15 protein-coding genes are annotated in these 16,518 nt (G+C 68.9%); 10 read left to right on the top strand and 5 right to left on the bottom strand.

What is annotated here, in order from left to right:
• Window positions 1–13 precede the first annotated feature (13 nt).
• A complete protein-coding gene (locus AC0LPE_RS10920; RefSeq protein WP_088898523.1) occupies window positions 14–979 on the top strand; it encodes a COX15/CtaA family protein in 966 nt (321 codons plus the stop codon).
• 72 nt (window positions 980–1,051) lie between these two features.
• On the opposite strand, the gene AC0LPE_RS10915 is transcribed toward AC0LPE_RS10920, so the two are convergent.
• The gene (locus tag AC0LPE_RS10915) at window positions 1,052–1,393 is read right to left on the bottom strand and encodes a hypothetical protein (protein ID WP_088898522.1); all 342 of its coding nucleotides are present in this window, start codon (window positions 1,391–1,393) and stop codon (window positions 1,052–1,054) included.
• 23 nt (window positions 1,394–1,416) lie between these two features.
• Here AC0LPE_RS10915 and AC0LPE_RS10910 point away from each other — a divergent pair, with 23 nt between their 5' ends.
• Window positions 1,417–2,382: a quinone oxidoreductase family protein gene (locus AC0LPE_RS10910; protein ID WP_088898521.1), complete on the top strand. Its 966-nt coding sequence runs from the start codon at window positions 1,417–1,419 to the stop codon at window positions 2,380–2,382.
• A 64-nt stretch (window positions 2,383–2,446) separates the two neighbouring features.
• On the opposite strand, the gene AC0LPE_RS10905 is transcribed toward AC0LPE_RS10910, so the two are convergent.
• On the bottom strand, window positions 2,447–3,424 hold the full coding sequence (locus AC0LPE_RS10905) for a heme o synthase (RefSeq protein WP_088898520.1): 978 nt from the start codon (window positions 3,422–3,424) through the stop codon (window positions 2,447–2,449).
• A gap of 212 nt (window positions 3,425–3,636) precedes the next feature.
• Between AC0LPE_RS10905 and tkt the strand changes: the two genes are divergently transcribed.
• The 5 genes from tkt to pgl are packed head-to-tail and all read left to right on the top strand — an operon-like array spanning window position 3,637 to window position 10,089.
• Complete coding sequence (gene tkt, locus AC0LPE_RS10900) at window positions 3,637–5,739, top strand: transketolase (protein WP_088898569.1); 2,103 nt, start codon at window positions 3,637–3,639, stop codon at window positions 5,737–5,739.
• A 4-nt stretch (window positions 5,740–5,743) separates the two neighbouring features.
• Window positions 5,744–6,889, top strand: coding sequence for a transaldolase (tal, locus tag AC0LPE_RS10895; RefSeq protein WP_490606194.1), 1,146 nt, complete (start codon window positions 5,744–5,746; stop codon window positions 6,887–6,889).
• A gap of 2 nt (window positions 6,890–6,891) precedes the next feature.
• The gene (zwf, locus tag AC0LPE_RS10890; protein ID WP_172414976.1) at window positions 6,892–8,433 is read left to right on the top strand and encodes a glucose-6-phosphate dehydrogenase; all 1,542 of its coding nucleotides are present in this window, start codon (window positions 6,892–6,894) and stop codon (window positions 8,431–8,433) included.
• Entirely contained in the window at window positions 8,430–9,338 is a 909-nt protein-coding gene (gene opcA, locus AC0LPE_RS10885; protein ID WP_324256232.1) for a glucose-6-phosphate dehydrogenase assembly protein OpcA, read from the top strand. The genes zwf and opcA overlap by 4 nt, the downstream gene beginning before the upstream one ends.
• Window positions 9,331–10,089 (top strand): 6-phosphogluconolactonase, encoded by a 759-nt coding sequence (pgl, locus tag AC0LPE_RS10880; RefSeq protein WP_160875034.1) that lies wholly within the window; start codon window positions 9,331–9,333, stop codon window positions 10,087–10,089. The genes opcA and pgl overlap by 8 nt, the downstream gene beginning before the upstream one ends.
• Before the next feature lie 373 nt (window positions 10,090–10,462).
• Here pgl and AC0LPE_RS10875 read toward each other — a convergent pair whose 3' ends face one another.
• The 3 genes from AC0LPE_RS10875 to AC0LPE_RS10865 form a co-directional block, all read right to left on the bottom strand.
• On the bottom strand, window positions 10,463–11,464 hold the full coding sequence (locus tag AC0LPE_RS10875) for a GMC oxidoreductase (RefSeq protein ID WP_490606340.1): 1,002 nt from the start codon (window positions 11,462–11,464) through the stop codon (window positions 10,463–10,465).
• Between the two features lie 27 nt (window positions 11,465–11,491).
• On the bottom strand, window positions 11,492–12,232 hold the full coding sequence (locus AC0LPE_RS10870; RefSeq protein ID WP_490606193.1) for a lycopene cyclase family protein: 741 nt from the start codon (window positions 12,230–12,232) through the stop codon (window positions 11,492–11,494).
• Window positions 12,233–12,340: 108 nt separating this feature from the next.
• The gene (locus AC0LPE_RS10865) at window positions 12,341–12,913 is read right to left on the bottom strand and encodes a hypothetical protein (protein WP_490606192.1); all 573 of its coding nucleotides are present in this window, start codon (window positions 12,911–12,913) and stop codon (window positions 12,341–12,343) included.
• A 1,121-nt stretch (window positions 12,914–14,034) separates the two neighbouring features.
• Between AC0LPE_RS10865 and AC0LPE_RS10860 the strand changes: the two genes are divergently transcribed.
• The 3 genes from AC0LPE_RS10860 to AC0LPE_RS10850 all read left to right on the top strand — a co-directional run bounded on the left by AC0LPE_RS10860 (window position 14,035) and on the right by AC0LPE_RS10850 (window position 16,484).
• Window positions 14,035–14,793: a hypothetical protein gene (locus AC0LPE_RS10860; RefSeq protein ID WP_490606191.1), complete on the top strand. Its 759-nt coding sequence runs from the start codon at window positions 14,035–14,037 to the stop codon at window positions 14,791–14,793.
• A gap of 336 nt (window positions 14,794–15,129) precedes the next feature.
• The gene (locus tag AC0LPE_RS10855) at window positions 15,130–15,348 is read left to right on the top strand and encodes a hypothetical protein (protein WP_490606408.1); all 219 of its coding nucleotides are present in this window, start codon (window positions 15,130–15,132) and stop codon (window positions 15,346–15,348) included.
• A complete protein-coding gene (locus tag AC0LPE_RS10850) occupies window positions 15,243–16,484 on the top strand; it encodes an MFS transporter (RefSeq protein WP_490606339.1) in 1,242 nt (413 codons plus the stop codon). The genes AC0LPE_RS10855 and AC0LPE_RS10850 overlap by 106 nt, the downstream gene beginning before the upstream one ends.
• Window positions 16,485–16,518: the final 34 nt, after the last annotated feature.

Here is a 16,518-nt window from a genome sequence, read left to right as displayed (position 1 = left end):
GTACCATCGAACCGTGTTGTATCGCGGCTACCTGAGCCTTGTCGACCGTCTCCCCCTGCCGTCGCTGCGGACGCAGAAGATCATCGCGTTCCTCACGATCGTCACCCAGGGCGGCATCGCCGTGACCGGCTCGGTCGTCCGCGTCACCGCCTCCGGACTGGGTTGCCCGACCTGGCCGCAGTGCTTCCCCGGGTCGCTGGTTCCGGTGGGTGTGTCGAGCGGGGTGAACACCCTGCATCAGGTGGTCGAGTTCGGCAATCGGCTGCTGACCTTCGTGGTCGTGGCCGTCGCAGCCGCGATCGTCCTGGCCGTCACCCGCGCGCGGCGCCGCAAGGAGGTCATCGCCTGGGCATGGTTGATGCCTGCGGGCACCGTGCTGCAGGCGATCATCGGCGGCATCACCGTCCTGGCCGGTCTGGCCTGGTGGACGGTCGCGATCCACCTGCTCGCATCGATGCTCATGGTGTGGCTGGCGACGGTGCTCTACGCGAAGGTGAGCGAGCCGGACGACGGGACGGTGGTGCAGGTTCTGCCCCAGCCGCTGCGCTGGCTCACCGCGTTGTCGGGTGTCGCGCTCGCCGGGGTCCTCGTGCTCGGCACGATGGTCACCGGCGCCGGCCCGCACGCCGGAGACAAGAGCATCGACAGGCCCGTTCCGCGCCTCGCACTCGACATCACCAATCTCGTCCACCTGCACGCCGAAGCGCTCGTCGGCTACCTCGCGCTGCTGATCGGCCTCACCTTCGCCGTCTACGCGGTCCGCGCACCGCGAGCCGTCACGCTGCGACTGAAGGTCGTCCTCGCCCTGGTGGTCGCACAGGCCGGCATCGGCCTCGTCCAGTTCTGGACGGACGTGCCAGCCGTACTGGTCGTCTTCCACGTCGCCGGCGCCGGACTGTGCACGGCGGCGACCGCGGCGGTGTGGGCGGCCGGACGGACGCGCACGACCGCTCCGGATCGCGAACCCGTTCCGGCCTGATCGTTCGACGACGCGGCCCCTTCCCGGGTTTCCGGAAAGGGGCCGCGTGTCGTCGTACGGGGATCGGGCCTGTCAGCGCTCGTTGCGGGCCTTCGGGAACTTCGTCTGGCGTGCCACCCAGCCGGCCATCTTCGCCCAATGACCCTTCTGCGGGTTGGCGATGCTGGTGACCTCGCGGTCCCACTCGGAGACGGTGACGTCGGGGATCTCCTCGACGATGACGCGCGCCGTCGGGAGGTCCTTCGCGACGCGGTCGCCGAGGGTGCCGTCGGCGGCGACCACGGTGATCCGGACGCCGGACAGACCGATCGGCTGCAGCACGGCCTTCCCGGAACCTCCGTGCTCGGCGACGAAGCTGCGGATGGACGAGACGATGTCGGCCGGTGCGGCCACGACCTGTGTTTCGACGCTCATGTCTGCAGAATACTGTGAGCGCTATGCACGCAATCGAAGTGGCACAGCACGGAGGCCCCGACGTCCTCGTCCCCGTCGAACGACCCGACCCCTCGCCCGGACCGGGTGAGCTGCTGGTCCGCACGGACGCGATCGGCGTCAACTTCATCGACACCTACTTCCGCACCGGCCTCTACGGCACGGAGCTGCCGTACATCCCGGGCTCGGAGGGCACGGGCACGGTCGTCGCCGTCGGCGAAGGTGTGCGGGACACGGCGGTCGGCGACCGGGTGTCGTGGTGCGAGGCACCCGGCTCGTATGCCGAACTGGTCCGCGTCCGCGAGCAGGTCGCCGTGCCGGTCCCGGACTCGGTGCCGGCCGAGCAGGCCGCCTCGGTCCTCCTGCAGGGCATGACGGCGCACTACCTGCTGAACTCCGTCCACCCGGCACAGCCCGGCGAGACGGTGCTCGTCCACGCCGGTGCCGGTGGGGTGGGGCTGATCCTGACGCAGCTCGCCGTCGCGAAGGGCGTGCGGGTGATCACCACGGTGTCCTCCGACGAGAAGGAGGCCCTGTCACGCGAGGCCGGTGCCGCGGAGGTGCTGCGCTACGGCGACGACCTCGCCGGGAAGGTGCGCGAGCTCACCGACGGTGAGGGGGTGGCCGCGGCCTACGACGGTGTCGGTGCCGCGACCTTCGAGGCGTCGCTGGCGTCCGTCCGCGTGCGCGGCACGGTCGCGCTGTTCGGTGCCGCGAGCGGACCCGTCCCGCCCTTCGACCTGCAGCGGCTGAACCCGGCGGGTTCGCTGTTCGTCACGCGGCCGACCCTCGTGCACTACACCCGCGACCGCGAGGAACTGCTGTGGCGGGCGGGCGACGTGCTCGCGGCGCTGGCCGACGGGTCGCTGAAGCTCCGCGTCGGAGCGAGCTATCCCCTCGCCGAGGCCGCCCGCGCCCACGCAGATCTCGAAGGACGCCGGACCACCGGATCGATCGTCCTGATCCCGTGATCTCCCGACCCGACACGACGAACGCCCCGGCCGATCGGCCGGGGCGTTCGTCGTCGAGCGTGGGTCAGAAGTACGAGCCGATCGTGGGCAGTGCGAGCACGGAGTCGATCGCCAGGCCCAGGCACACCACCGCGAGGTAGTTGTTGGACTGCAGGAACAGCTTGAGCGGCTTGACCGACGCCCCACCGCGCACGCTGTTGAACAGCTGGTGCGCGACGATCAGGAACCAGGCGCCCGCGAGCAGCGCGACGGCCGCGTAGATCACACCGGCGGCCGGGACGATCACCAGCGTCGCGATCACGGTCGCCCAGGTGTAGAGCACGATCTGCTTCGTGACGTGCTGCTCGGTGGCGATGACCGGCAGCATCGGCACGCCGGCGGCCTTGTAGTCCTCCTTGTAGCGCATCGCGAGCGCCCAGGTGTGCGGCGGCGTCCAGAAGAAGATGACCAGGAACAACACGATGGGTTCCCAGCTCAGCGAACCCGTCACGGCGGCCCAGCCGACCATCACGGGCATACATCCGGCGGCCCCGCCCCAGACCACGTTCTGCCAGGTCCGGCGTTTGAGCACCATCGTGTACACGAGTACGTAGAACGCGATCGTCGCCACGACCAGCAGTCCGGCCAACAGGTTGGCGCGCCACCACAACCACGCGAAGGACGCGATCCCGAGGATCATGCCGAAGACGAAGGCGTTGCGTGTCGGCACCGTCTGCCGGGCGAGAGGACGCAACGCGGTGCGTTTCATCACCTTGTCGATATCGGCGTCGACGACGCAGTTGAGCGAGTTGGCGCTCGCCGCACCCATCCAGCCGCCGAACAGGGTGCTCAGGATGAGCACGATGTCGACGTTGCCGCGGTCGGCGAACAGCATCGCGGGAATGGTCGCGACCAGCAGAAGTTCGATCACCCGCGGCTTGGTCAACGCGATGTAGGCGAGGACGGTGCCGGAGATCCGGCCCCACGCGGTGTCGGGGCGCGGGGCGCTCGGCGCTTCGGGGACGCCGAAGCCGTGTCCTCCCGGCCGTCGCCCTGCCCGCACACTGTCTCCTTGTCCCACGCGGATCCGCACCTTCGTTTCGCCCGTTCACGGTCGCCCGGTTCCGGACGCTCCTCTACTACGAACGATGGTAGACCGGACCGTTGCCCGGACCGAATCGACCCGTTCGGAGCAGCGCACTAGTCTGAAGTAGCGCGCGGGCCGACTTCCACCCGCCGGGACCCCGTACACCCATGTCAGGAGACTTCAAGCTCGTGTCGATCACAGACGAGATCCGCACCCTCACCCAGCCTGCGCATCCTGCCGACTGGACCGACCTGGACACCAAGGCCGTCGACACCGCGCGCGTGCTCGCCGCCGACGCCGTGCAGAAGGTCGGAAACGGGCATCCCGGTACCGCGATGAGCCTCGCTCCCCTCGCGTACACCCTCTTCCAGCGTGTGATGCGCCACGATCCGACCGACCCCGAGTGGGTCGGCCGCGACCGCTTCGTGCTCTCGTGCGGACATTCGAGCCTGACGCTGTACACCCAGCTGTACCTGTCCGGTTACGGACTCGAGCTCGCCGACCTCGAGGCGCTGCGCACGTGGGGTTCGCTCACCCCGGGCCACCCCGAGTACGGCCACACCGCCGGCGTCGAGATGACCACCGGCCCGCTGGGTCAGGGTCTCGCCTCCGCCGTGGGTATGGCGATGGCCGCCCGCCGCGAGCGCGGTCTGTTCGATCCCGAGGCGCCCGCCGGCTCGAGCCCGTTCGACCACTACGTCTACGTGATCGCCTCCGACGGCGACATCGAGGAGGGCGTGACCTCCGAGGCGTCCTCGCTCGCCGGTGTCCAACAGCTCGGCAACCTGATCGTCTTCTACGACGACAACAAGATCTCCATCGAGCACGACACCGCGATCGCTCTCGGTGAGGACGTCTCCAAGCGCTACGAGGCCTACGGCTGGCACGTGCAGACCGTCGAGGGCGGAGAGAACGTCGCCGCGCTGCTCGAGGCCGTCGAGGCCGCGAAGGCGGTCACCGACCGTCCGTCCTTCATCTCCGTCCGCACGATCATCGGCTACCCGGCCCCGACGAAGATGAACAGCGGCGACGCGCACGGTGCCGCGCTCGGCGCCGACGAGGTCGCCGAGATCAAGAAGATCCTCGGCTTCGACCCCGAGAAGAACTTCGACGTCGACCCGGCCGTGATCGAGCACGCCCGGCAGGTCGTGACGCGCGGCACCGAGGCACGCGCGGCTTGGCAGGCCGACTTCGACGCGTGGGCCGCCCGCGAGCCGCAGCGCAAGGAACTGTTCGACCGCCTGCACGCCGGTGAGTTCCCGGAGGGCTGGGTCGACGCACTGCCGACCTACGAGCCCACCGAGAGCGGTCCCGCGACCCGCTCGGCGTCCGGCAAGGCCCTCGCCGCGCTCGGACCGGTGCTGCCCGAGCTGTGGGGCGGCTCCGCCGACCTCGCCGGCAGCAACAACACGACGATCCCCGGTTCCGACTCCTTCGGTCCCGAGTCGATCTCCACGAAGGACTGGAACGCGCAGCCCTACGGACGCACGCTGCACTTCGGTGTCCGTGAGCACGCGATGGGATCGATCCTCAACGGCATCGCCCTGCACGGCCCGACCCGCCCCTACGGCGGCACCTTCCTCGTCTTCTCCGACTACATGCGGCCCGCGGTGCGTCTCGCGGCCCTCATGCAGACCCCGGCGATCTACGTGTGGACGCACGACTCGATCGGTCTCGGCGAGGACGGCCCGACGCACCAGCCGATCGAGCACCTCGCGGCGCTGCGCGCGATCCCGAATCTCGCCGTGATCCGCCCGGCCGACGCCAACGAGACGTCGTTCGCGTGGAAGGCCGCGCTGGAGAACCGCACCGGCCCGACCGCGCTCGCGTTGACCCGTCAGAACGTGCCGGTGCTCGAGGGCACGCGGGAGAAGGCCGCCGAGGGTGTCGCCCGCGGCGCCTACATCCTGGCCGAGGCATCCTCGGGCACCCCGGAGGTCGTGATCCTCGCGACCGGTTCCGAGGTTCAGCTCGCCGTCGCCGCCCGCGAGACCCTCGAGGCCGACGGTGTGGCCACCCGCGTCGTCTCGGTGCCGGTGCTCGACCGGTTCCTCGAGCAGGACCAGGCCTACCGCGACGAGGTGCTGCCCCCGTCGGTGCGTGCCCGCGTGTCCGTCGAGGCCGGTCTCGCGATGCCGTGGTACCGCCTCATCGGCGACGCCGGTGAGCCGGTCTCGCTCGAGCACTACGGCGCCTCCGCCGACTACAAGACCCTGTACCGCGAGTTCGGCATCACTGCCGAGGCCGTCGTCGACGCCGCGCGTCGCTCGCTGACCCGAGTGAAGGGATGATCCGATGACCCAGCAGACCTCCACGCAGAACGCGGCGCTGGCCGAACTGTCCGCCCAGGGTGTCTCGGTGTGGCTGGACGACCTGTCCCGCGACCTCATCGATTCCGGCGAGCTCGCCGAGCTCGTCGCGACCCGCAGTGTCGTGGGTGTGACGACCAACCCGTCGATCTTCCAGGCCGCCCTGTCGAAGGGCCACGCCTACGACGCGCAGATCCGCGATCTCGCTGCCGCCGGCGCCGACGCCACCGAAGCGATCCGCACCGTCACCACCGACGACGTGCGCGCGGCCTGCGACGTCCTCGCGCCGGTGTTCGAGGCGACGGACGGCCTCGACGGACGGGTGTCGATCGAGGTCGACCCGCGTCTGGCGCACAAGACGGACGACACCGTCCAGCAGGCCCTCGAGCTGTGGCGAATCGTCGACCGCCCGAACCTGTTCATCAAGATCCCGGCGACGGTGGCGGGTCTGCCGGCCATCGCCCGGGTGATCGGTGAGGGTGTCAGCGTCAACGTCACGCTGATCTTCTCGGTCGAGCGCTACGAGCGGGTCATCGAGGCCTACCTCGACGGCCTGACCGCAGCGAAGGCCTCCGGTCACGACCTGTCGAAGATCCGCTCGGTCGCGTCGTTCTTCGTCTCGCGTGTCGACACCGAGATCGACCCGCGCCTCGAGGAGATCGGCACCGATCAGGCGTTGGCGCTGCGCGGCAAGGCCGGTCTCGCCAACGCGCGACTCGCGTACGGCGCCTACCAGCGCGCGTTCGAGGGCGGGACGCGGTTCGAGCAGCTCACCGAGGCGGGTGCCGTTCCCCAGCGTGCGCTGTGGGCGTCGACGGGTGTGAAGAACCCCGATTACCCCGACACCCTCTACGTCACCGAACTGGTCGCGCCGAACACCGTGAACACGATGCCGGAGAAGACCCTCGAGGCCGTCGCCGACCACGGTGAGGTCACGGGCGACACCGTCACCCGCAACATCGCCTCCTCCCAGCAGGTCTTCGACGCGCTGGCATCGGTCGGTGTGGATCTTCCCGACGTCTTCCGCAAGCTCGAGGACGAGGGTGTGGAGAAGTTCGTCGTGTCGTGGAAGGACCTGCTCGCGGCGACGGCGGAACAGCTCGCGGCTCACGCGCCGGGCGCGGAGGGCTGAACGTGCCCGAATCCGGTGCGGCGGAGTGGGTGAATCCGCTCCGGGACAACAGAGATCGCAGACTGCCACGTATCGCCGGCCCGTGCGCGCTGGTGATCTTCGGTGTGACCGGCGATCTGGCCCGGCGCAAGTTGATGCCCGCCGTCTACGATCTCGCCAACCGCGGCCTCCTGCCGCCCGGATTCGCGCTCGTCGGTTTCGCCCGGAGGGACTGGGCCGACGAGGATTTCGGTCAGGTGGTCCACGACGCGGTACGTGAGCATTCGCGTACCCCCTTCCGCGAGGAGGTCTGGCAGCGCCTCGCGGAGGGGATCCGCTTCGTGCAGGGCACCTTCGACGACGATGCGGCGTTCGCGGAGCTCGCGACGACCCTCGAGAAGCTCGACCGCGAGCGCGGTACGGGTGGCAACCACGCGTTCTACCTGTCGGTTCCCCCGGACGCCTTCCCCGTGGTGTGCGGGCAGCTGTCGCGTTCGGGTCTGGCCGCGCAACGCAACGGCTCGTGGAGCCGCGTCGTGATCGAGAAGCCGTTCGGGCACAACCTCGAGAGTGCGCGCGAGCTCAATTCGGTTGTCGGTGAGGTGTTCTCCGAGGAATCCGTCTTCCGCATCGACCACTATCTCGGCAAGGAGACGGTCCAGAACATCCTCGCGTTGCGGTTCGCGAACCAAATGTTCGAGCCGGTGTGGAACGCGCACTACGTCGACCACGTGCAGATCACGATGGCCGAGGACATCGGTCTCGGTGGTCGCGCCGGCTACTACGACGGCATCGGCGCGGCGCGCGACGTCATCCAGAACCACCTCCTGCAGCTGCTCGCCTTCACCGCGATGGAGGAGCCGGTGAGCTTCGCGGCGTCGGAGCTGCACGCGGAGAAGATCAAGGTGCTCTCCGCGACCCGGCCGGCCGAGCCGTTCGACGAGACCACCGCGCGCGGCCAGTACGCATCCGGCTGGCAGGGCGGCGAGAAGGTCGTCGGTCTGCTCGAGGAGAAGGGCTTCGCGGCGGATTCGACCACCGAGACGTACGCGGCCATCACCCTCGAGGTCGACACCCGCCGCTGGGCGGGTGTCCCCTTCTATCTGCGCACCGGCAAGCGCCTCGGCCGCCGCGTCACCGAGATCGCGGTGGTCTTCAAGCGGGCCCCACACCTGCCGTTCGACAAGACCATGACCGAGGAACTCGGTCAGAACGCGCTGGTGATCCGCGTGCAGCCCGACGAGGGCATCACGATGCGCTTCGGCTCGAAGGTGCCCGGCTCCGAGATGGAGGTCCGGGACGTGAACATGGACTTCAGTTACGGCCAGGCGTTCACGGTCTCCTCCCCCGAGGCCTACGAGCGGTTGATCCTCGACGTGCTCCTCGGCGTCCCGTCACTGTTCCCGGTGGACGAGGAAGTCGAATTGTCCTGGAAGATCCTCGATCCGGTGCTCGAGCACTGGGCGGCGAACGGGCGACCGGAGCCCTACGAGTCCGGCACCTGGGGTCCGCGTTCGGCCGACGAGATGCTGCGGCGCACCGGCCGGGAATGGAGGCGTCCGTGAGGCTCCAGTTGCGCAACACCTCCGCCAACGCCATCAGCCGCAAGCTGGTGGAGTTGCGGCGGTCGAGCGGAATGGTCACGCAGGGACGTGTTCTCACGTTCATCGTGTGCGCCGGCGACGCGCGGGGCCTCGACGCCGCGATCACGGCCGCCACCGAGGCGTCGAAGGAACATCCCTGCCGCGTCATCGTCGTCGGTCGCGGCCGGCAGGACGGTCCGTCGCGGCTCGACGCGGAGATCCGGGTCGCCGGTGAAGCGGGTGCCTCCGAGGCGTTGATCCTCGCCCTGCACGGCGAACTCGGTGAACATCAGGAGTCGGTCGTGGTGCCGTTCCTGCTGCCGGACACCCCCGTCGTCGCGTGGTGGCCCAACCAGGCCCCCGCGGTCCCGGCCGAGGACCCGGTGGGTCGCCTCGCCGTCCGCCGCATCACCGACGTGACCAACTCCGACGACCCGCGTGCCGATCTCGCGACCCGCCTGTCCGGTTACCGGCCGGGCGACACGGATCTGGCCTGGGCCCGCATCACCTACTGGCGGGCGCTGCTGGTCTCGGCACTCGATCAGCCGCCCTACGAGCCGGTGCTCTCGGCGCGCGTGTCGGGTCTGCGGACCGAGCCGGCCGTCGATCTGATCGCGGGCTGGCTCGCGAGCCGTCTCGACTGCCCCGTCGAGCGAGCTATCGGCGAGCTGAGGGTGGAACTGCGCACGGCGTCGCAGACGATCGCCCTGGAACGCCCGCAGGAAGGCCGCGTGGCGACCCTCGAACGCACCCACAAGCCCGATTCGCTGATCAGCCTGGCACGCCGGAACTCGGCCGAATGTCTCGCCGAGGAACTGCGTCGCCTCGATCCCGACGAAGTCTACGAAGCCGCATTGTCGGCCCTGCCGAAGGTGGATTATGTCTGACACGGTCCGCACTCCGTCCGAGATCCGGCGTTTCGCCGACGCCGACGAGGTCGCCCGCGCCGCGGCGTCCGCCTTCGTCGATGCCGTCGTCGCCGCGCAGCGCGAGCGGGTGCAGGCCCACGTCGTGCTCACCGGCGGCGGTACCGGTATCGCGATGCTCGAGAACGTGCGGCGCGACCAGGGCGCCATCGACTGGTCGGCGGTGAACGTCTACTTCGGCGACGAGCGTTTCCTGCCGCCCGGCGATCCGGATCGCAACGAGGTGCAGGCCCGTGAGGCTCTGCTCGACCACGTGCCGATCGACCCGGCCCGCATCCACACCATGCCGGCGCTCGGTGAGGACGGGTGCAGCACGCCGCAGGACTCGGCCCAGCGGTACGCCGAACTCCTCGCGGCGCACTCCCCTGACGGCACCGCACCGGTCTTCGACGTGCACCTGCTCGGCATGGGCGGTGAGGGACACATCAATTCGCTGTTCCCCCACACCGACGCGGTGCGCGAGTCCGAACGTTTCGTGGTGGGTGTCGACGACTCCCCGAAGCCGCCGCCGGCCCGGGTGACGCTGACGCTGCCCGCCGTGCAGCGGGCGCGGCAGGTCTGGTTGCTGGTCACCGGTGACGCCAAGGCGGAGGCCGTCGCAGCGGCCGTGGGTGGTGCCGCACCGGAGGACTTCCCCTCCGCCGGCGCCCGCGGCACCGAAGGCACCGTGTGGTTCCTCGATCCGGCTGCCGCAGCGCAACTCCCGGCGTAGTAACCGAGCGGAGCACCGGGAGCCCGACGCCGTGATCGGCGATCCGGACGTCACGCGCCGGCGCCGTCGAAGTCGGGATCGTCGGCGTCGTCCGTCTCCACACGGCGCCCCTCCGAAGTACCGGCGGTGTCGCCGTCGTCGACACCGCTTCGCACGCACCGCATCCGATTCATCGAACGCGGGCCTGCCGTCGAGCGCAGCGCGCGCAGTGGTGATCGGCCCGGGACACATCGCACCGTTCGTGGGTCCATGCCGGTGAGCTCCTCCCGTCGTGGACCGTTGTCGTCACGGCCCTCTGTCTCGTTCGACGCGCCGGGACGCCCGACGGTTCCACTCGGGACGAAATCGATGGTTCCGATCCGGGATCGAGCGGTCAGATACTCCGTTCGATCACCGCGGCGGTGACGCGGTCGTCGATCGACGACACGGGGTTCTCCCGTGCCACCCAGGGATCGCCACCGAAGTACTTCGCGAAGATCTTCTCGGCCGTGCGGGTGGCGATCGCCTGTGTCGTCAACGTCGGGTTCGGGCCTCCGAGACTGTTGGCGAGCGCCGAGTTGTCGGCGACGAACAACCTTTCCACCCACCGCGCCTCCGCGTCGGCGTCGAGCACCGAATCCCGGTCGCTCACCCCCATCCTCATGCTCGACTGCGAGTGCAGGATCAGCGGTGGCCAGTCGCAGCGATGCACCCTCTTCGCGCCCGCCGCCCTCATCAACTCGACGGCCGTGCGGGTCGCGTGGTCACGATTGCGGCGGGTACGAGCCGAGCGCCGACGATGCTGCACGGTCACCCGCGGCGCCAGACCCCCTTCGTCCGGATACAGGATCGGTGAGAGCGTCACGCGGTTGTCCGGTTCGACGTCGTCGTCCGAGATGACGAGCGCGGCGAGGACGCGGTCGGCGTCGGCCATCGTGTCGAGCAGGTCGCGTCCGACGAGCCGACCCACACTGTCGGCCCCCGCCGAATCGACGACACCGCCGGCACGTCCGTATCCGTGGATGCCGGAGTCGCTGAAGTTCAGCGCGTACGCGATCAACGCCGGGGGCAGGCCGACCTGCTCGATCCCGCCGTAGCCGGGCAGATCGACGCGCGCGTTGGATCCCGGTCCGCGCGTCTGCCCGGTGTACTCGTCGAAGACGCCGAAGACCGCGTCCATGTGGTGGTCGGTGAGGCCGCGGCCGACCCAGCCGTTCGGATTCGGCAGCGTCGAGTTCAGCCACAATCTCGGGCTCTCGATGCACCCTGCCGCCAGCACCACCACCGGCGCGGTCGCCTCGTGCTCCTCCCCCGCTGTCGTGAACCGCACGCCGCGCGCCACGGTCTCCCCGTTCACCTCCTCGACGAGGATCTCGGAGACCACCGCATCGGCGATCAGGGTGACGGCACGCCCCTGGGGTGACTACGCGTCTGCGGTGAGCATCATCGGGACATACGAGTTGTCGGTGGAGCGTTCGGCCTTGAGATTCCGCGGCGCCCCCAGCGGCAGGAAACAGCCCTGATAACAGTGCCCGCACATCGTGCAGCCCCGCGCTTCTGGATGGTGCAGACGCGCGCGGTCCCGGGTGCGGCCGGCGGTGCCACCGGGCTGGAGGATCGCGTTCTGCTGGGCGCGATGGGCTGGCCCGGTGGTGTCGAGCGAGGTCTGGTGCGGCAACCCCATGGCCGCTGCACCCCGCAGGAACAACTGCTCCTTGGCGCCCATCGGTGCGGTCTGCACGGGCAGCGTGGCCTCCACCCACTCGTAGTAGGGACGCAGCTCGTCGTATCCGAAGGGGAACAGGTGCGCCGTGTCGTACATGGCGCGGTCGGCGCCGTCGTATCCGGAGAACGCGCCGGGTGCCGCCCGCGGCGAGTTGCCGAAGAAGTGCAGCGTGGTGCCACCGACACCGGACACCTGCCACACGAACGAGTTCTGGGGCAGATCACGCAGCCACGGCGTGCCCGAGCGGTCCCCCGGCCCGTGGCGGAACAGCCCGGTGATCGGATTGTTGATGTCGTCCTCGAAATGGGTCCACTCGTTCTCCGGGTCGGCGAAGCGGGGGCCTGCCTCGAGAACGAGCACGTCGAGACCGCGCGCTGCGAGTTCCTTGGCCACGACGGGTCCGCCGCCACCCGCCCCGATGACGATGACGTCGGTCATCTATTTCTCCACCTCGTCGATTCCGCCGTAGTAGCCCAGGAACTCGTCCCACCCGTCGCTCGGCCCGGAATAGCGGCTCAGTTCCCAGCCGACCGGGCGCCCGGTGACCTAGCGCCGGGCGCGGTCGTACGCGGAGACCTCGGAGAAGGCCGCGAAGGCGGCCAGGGTGGGGATCGCGTTGACCACGAATTTCAGCACCAGGCCCTCGAAACGCGGGTCGGTGTCGAGCCATTCGAAGACCTGCGCTTTCGCGGCATGGCTCAGATTCGCGAAGGGCGCCGCGAACGGCCCGCTCACCGAACGCGGGTCGGCGGTGACACCGAAGGTGTTGAGCAGCACTGCGATCGCCGCGGCACCGGGCAGGTTGCCCGCCTCGGGTCCGAGCAACGGCATCGGCGACGCCTGGTCCAGGGTTCGCTCGAGGGATTCCGCCGTGCCGACGGTGACGCCGCCGGGCCGGTCGGTCCACACGCCCTGCTGGTGCGAGTACGGGTCGTTGCCGGGTACGACGAACGCGAGCACTCCGTTGATCGTGTCGCGCACGGGAGGCGTCTCGCTCAGCGGACTCGCGTTCACCTCCCGCGCGAACACGCCTGCGGTGCCGACCAACGCCGCCATCGTCGTGGCCATCCCGGCGAGAAAACGCCGCCTGTTCCAGTACCCGTGCTGCGGGTCGTCCACGTCGCCCCCTCGTCGCTTCGTGGTGCAGCGTACGAGATGTCACGGAACGGTTGCGGTATTTCGTCCGGATCGCCCCTCGGTCGCACGGACCGGCGGAGCGATCGACGGAATCGGGTAGCTCGCTACCCGTGCCGTCCGCACCCGAGGCGCGCAGGATTCGAATACAGCCGAACGATGCAACGGGGTGAGAATCATGTTGCAGAAGAGGGAGAGCAACCGGTTCGCGTCTGCCCTGAAGACACTCCGAAGCCTGGACGATGCTCTCGCTACCCGTCCCGGCAACGATAGCCACGGCGGCGCTCCCGCGCCGGCTTCGGACACGGCACCTGCGGAACTGCGCAATGCGACGCCTTGCCGCTTGCACATCACCCACGCGGACGGTCGGACGCTCGTGTTCGCACCGCTCGAACGCCGCGTACCGACCGACCCGGAGCGACAGTGGCCCTGGGAGGGCCTGATCCGCCACGGATACGTCGTCCCCCTGCACGCCACAACGGATACACCCCTCGACGGCACCAAGGCTCGTTCCCGCCGTCAACTCCACACGGTCACGTTGTGGTGCATGCTCGTGATCAGCGTGGCGGTGCCTATCTCGGCATTCGCTACCGGACTGGTGAGCATCACGGCGGCGCCCGTCGTCGCAGTCGCATTTGTCGCAGTGGCAACCATGTTGCCGGGCCTGTTGTTCTTCCTGTTCGACCGTCAACGTCTGAGTACGCTCCGCGACCGCTTCGAATGGCAGATCTTCCGCCTGGACCCGAACGTCCACACGTTGGCAGACGTGCAGGCCAAGTACGGCGGCCAGATGGACGAGGTCTTCTACGCCGCAGACGAGCGGACCACCACGGTGAACGCCACCCAGCGACTGTGGCCCATCCTCGTTTCCACCGTCACCATCGCGTTGGGCTGGACCATGGCGCTGTACTCCCCAGCCGCGTCGTCCGGCACGCCCGATACGAAGTCTCTTCACTGCGCTCGCCGATCCGCTCGCGTTCGCATTCCTGGGCGCGTACTTCTTCTCCCTCAACACCTGCCTGCGCCGGTATTCACGGAACGACTTACGGCCCAAGGCATACAGCGCGATCACCGTACGAGTGATCACCGTCGTCATCCTTGCCTGCTTGCTCCAGGCCGTCGTCGAATCACCGGAGTCGCGGGTCTACGACGCCACCGTGCTCCCATTGGCGTTCGTGATCGGCGTGCTTCCCGAAACCGCGATGGTGCTACTGCGCGACACCCTGCGGCGTTTCGCCCTCACCAAGAAACGCCGCATGCTCGAAGAGCAATTGCCGCTCACCGACATCGAGGGACTCGACCTCTACGACCGGGCACGACTGATCGACGAGGGTGTGCCCAACGTCGAAGCCCTTGCGCATCACGATCTCGTCGATCTGCTGCTCGAGACACGGATTCCGGTCGGCCGCCTCGTCGACTGGGTCGATCAGGCGATTCTGCGACTCCATATCGTGGATTCGACCGCCGAGACGGATCCCGAGGGCGCGAGAGTGCTGTCCGACCTGCGCGCACTGGGCATTCGTAGCGCGACCGACCTCCTGGCGGCCCGGCAGAGATGCGCCCACCGTAAGGCGTTGGTCGAGGCGGTCGCCCGTGGTAACGAGTCACCCGCAGACGCCGAGAACCGTCTGGAACTTCTCGTCACCGCCCTGTGTGACGACGAGTGGATCACCTACATACGCACCTGGCGGGACCGGACCCTGGTCTCGGACCGGTACATCCGGCTCGACCGGAACGGTGAACCCGCATCCGTGAGGACCGAAGTGCCGGACAACGACCTTCACGACTGCCGCCGTCCGAATTCGCGGATCTCTTCCCTGTACCGACGGTTCACCCCGCCGTACCGAATCGAGACGATCCTGTGAACGGATTCGAGTAGCGCACTACTCGTGCCGATGCCTGCCGATGGCGCACACTGGGAATATCGATTCGGTGGACACGGAAGCGTCCCCCGTCCGAGGAGAAGTCATGCGAATGCAGAACATGGAGCGACGAGTATCGCATCGGTGATCCCGCCTTCCGGCGGTCCGATCCCGGCGTGCCCTCGCTTCGTGTTGCATTCCGTTCCGGCCCTGCCCTCGACTCCGTCGAGCGCCGACTTCTTCCAAGGACCCGTCATGTCCTCGCACCATGTTGCGGTTCCGCAGCTCTCATCACCGACGTCCGGCGATCCATTACCCACACATCGCGACATTCTCGCGGTGCTGCTTCCCCTGCTCGCCGCGCTGTTCGCCGCCTTGCTCTCCGGCACCGTCGCGATCCCTGCACTGCCTGCCGTCACGGCGGAACTCGGTGGCGGGTCCGTAGGCCTGACCTGGATCATCACGGTCGCTCTCCTGGCCAACGCGACCACCACCCCGGTCTGGGGATCGATATCGACCGCTACGACACACGCCTCCTCGTCCAGGCGGCGCTGCTGACGCTGACGGCGGGATCGGTGGTCTCGGCCTGCGCTCCGGCTCTGCCCGTCCTCCTCGCCGGCCGCGTGGTGCAAGGGATCGGCCTCGGCGGCGTCGTGGCCGTCACCGTCGCGGTGCTCGGCGCCCTCATCCCGCCGCGGGAACAGGGTCGTTATGCCGGATACGGCGCCGTGGTCATGGCGGTGTCGATGGCCGGCGGTCCGCTCCTCGGCGGCGCCCTCGTCGATACGCCCCTCGGCTGGCGGGCCTGCTTCCTCGTTCCTGCGGCACCGGCCGCCATCGCACTGGTCGCACTGCGACGCAGGCTGAAGCCGGGGCCGCGCAGCTCGTCGGACGCGCGGATCGACTGGGTCGGCGCGGTACTGCTCACGTCCGGGGTGACGCTGGTGCTCGTGTGGGTCAGCGCCGGAAATGGGAGCCGGTCGTCGTGGCCACAGGTCGGATACCTCCTCGGCGGCGGTGTCCTGCTCGTCGCTGCGCTCGCCGTCGAACGCCGCACTCCCGCACCTGTGGTTCCGGTGGATCTGCTCGGGCAGCGCACCGTCGCGTGCGCCCTGATCACGTCCGTGTCGTCCGGGTTCGCGTTCTACGCAGCGCTGTCCTTCCTCAGCGAGTACTTCCAGGCGGTGCGCCACCACACGGCCACTGCCACAGGGATCCTACTGACCCCCTTGGTGTTCGGACTCGCGTCGTCCTCCTACACCTCGGGTCGTCTCATCACCCGCTCCGGCAGGTGGAAGGCACTGCTCGTGGCCGGGTCCGTGCTCCAGGTCGCCGGATGCGCGATGCTCGCGTTCGCCGACGGCAACACCGCTCCGTGGTGGATCGAGCTCGCCGTCCTGCTGCTCGGCCTGGGAATCGGGGTCCTGTTGCAGAATCTCGTGACGCTGGTCCAGAACGCCGTCGCTCCGGAGCGTTTCGGAGCGGCCGGTGCGGCGGTCTTCTTCTTCCGTCTCATCGGAGCGGCGGTGGGTCTGCCTCTCCTCGCCGCGACGGTCCCGCCCCACGGCCAGGGCACCGGCCAGGTCTTCCTCCTGCTGGCGGCGCTGTCCGTCGTCGGACTCGTCGCGGTCGCGCTGCTGCCCAACCAACGGCTGCGCACCTCCTTCGCCGCAGCGGAGGAACCATCGCGGTGAAACGGACCGCGCAGGCAGCCGAATGCAGGACAAT

This window comes from Rhodococcus sp. S3, assembly GCF_058211795.1.
Note: the sequence above shows the minus strand (reverse complement) of the source record. Positions and strands in the feature narration are given on the sequence as shown.

Excerpts from the sequence above, each read along its gene's own strand:
- AC0LPE_RS10910 (WP_088898521.1), top strand. The coding sequence starts at position 1,417 with ATGCACGCAATCGAAGTGGCACAGCACGGAGGCCCCGACGTCCTCGTC.
- AC0LPE_RS10915 (WP_088898522.1), bottom strand. The coding sequence starts at position 1,393 with ATGAGCGTCGAAACACAGGTCGTGGCCGCACCGGCCGACATCGTCTCG.
- pgl (WP_160875034.1), top strand. The coding sequence starts at position 9,331 with ATGTCTGACACGGTCCGCACTCCGTCCGAGATCCGGCGTTTCGCCGAC.
- tal (WP_490606194.1), top strand. The coding sequence starts at position 5,744 with ATGACCCAGCAGACCTCCACGCAGAACGCGGCGCTGGCCGAACTGTCC.
- AC0LPE_RS10870 (WP_490606193.1), bottom strand. The coding sequence starts at position 12,232 with ATGACCGACGTCATCGTCATCGGGGCGGGTGGCGGCGGACCCGTCGTG.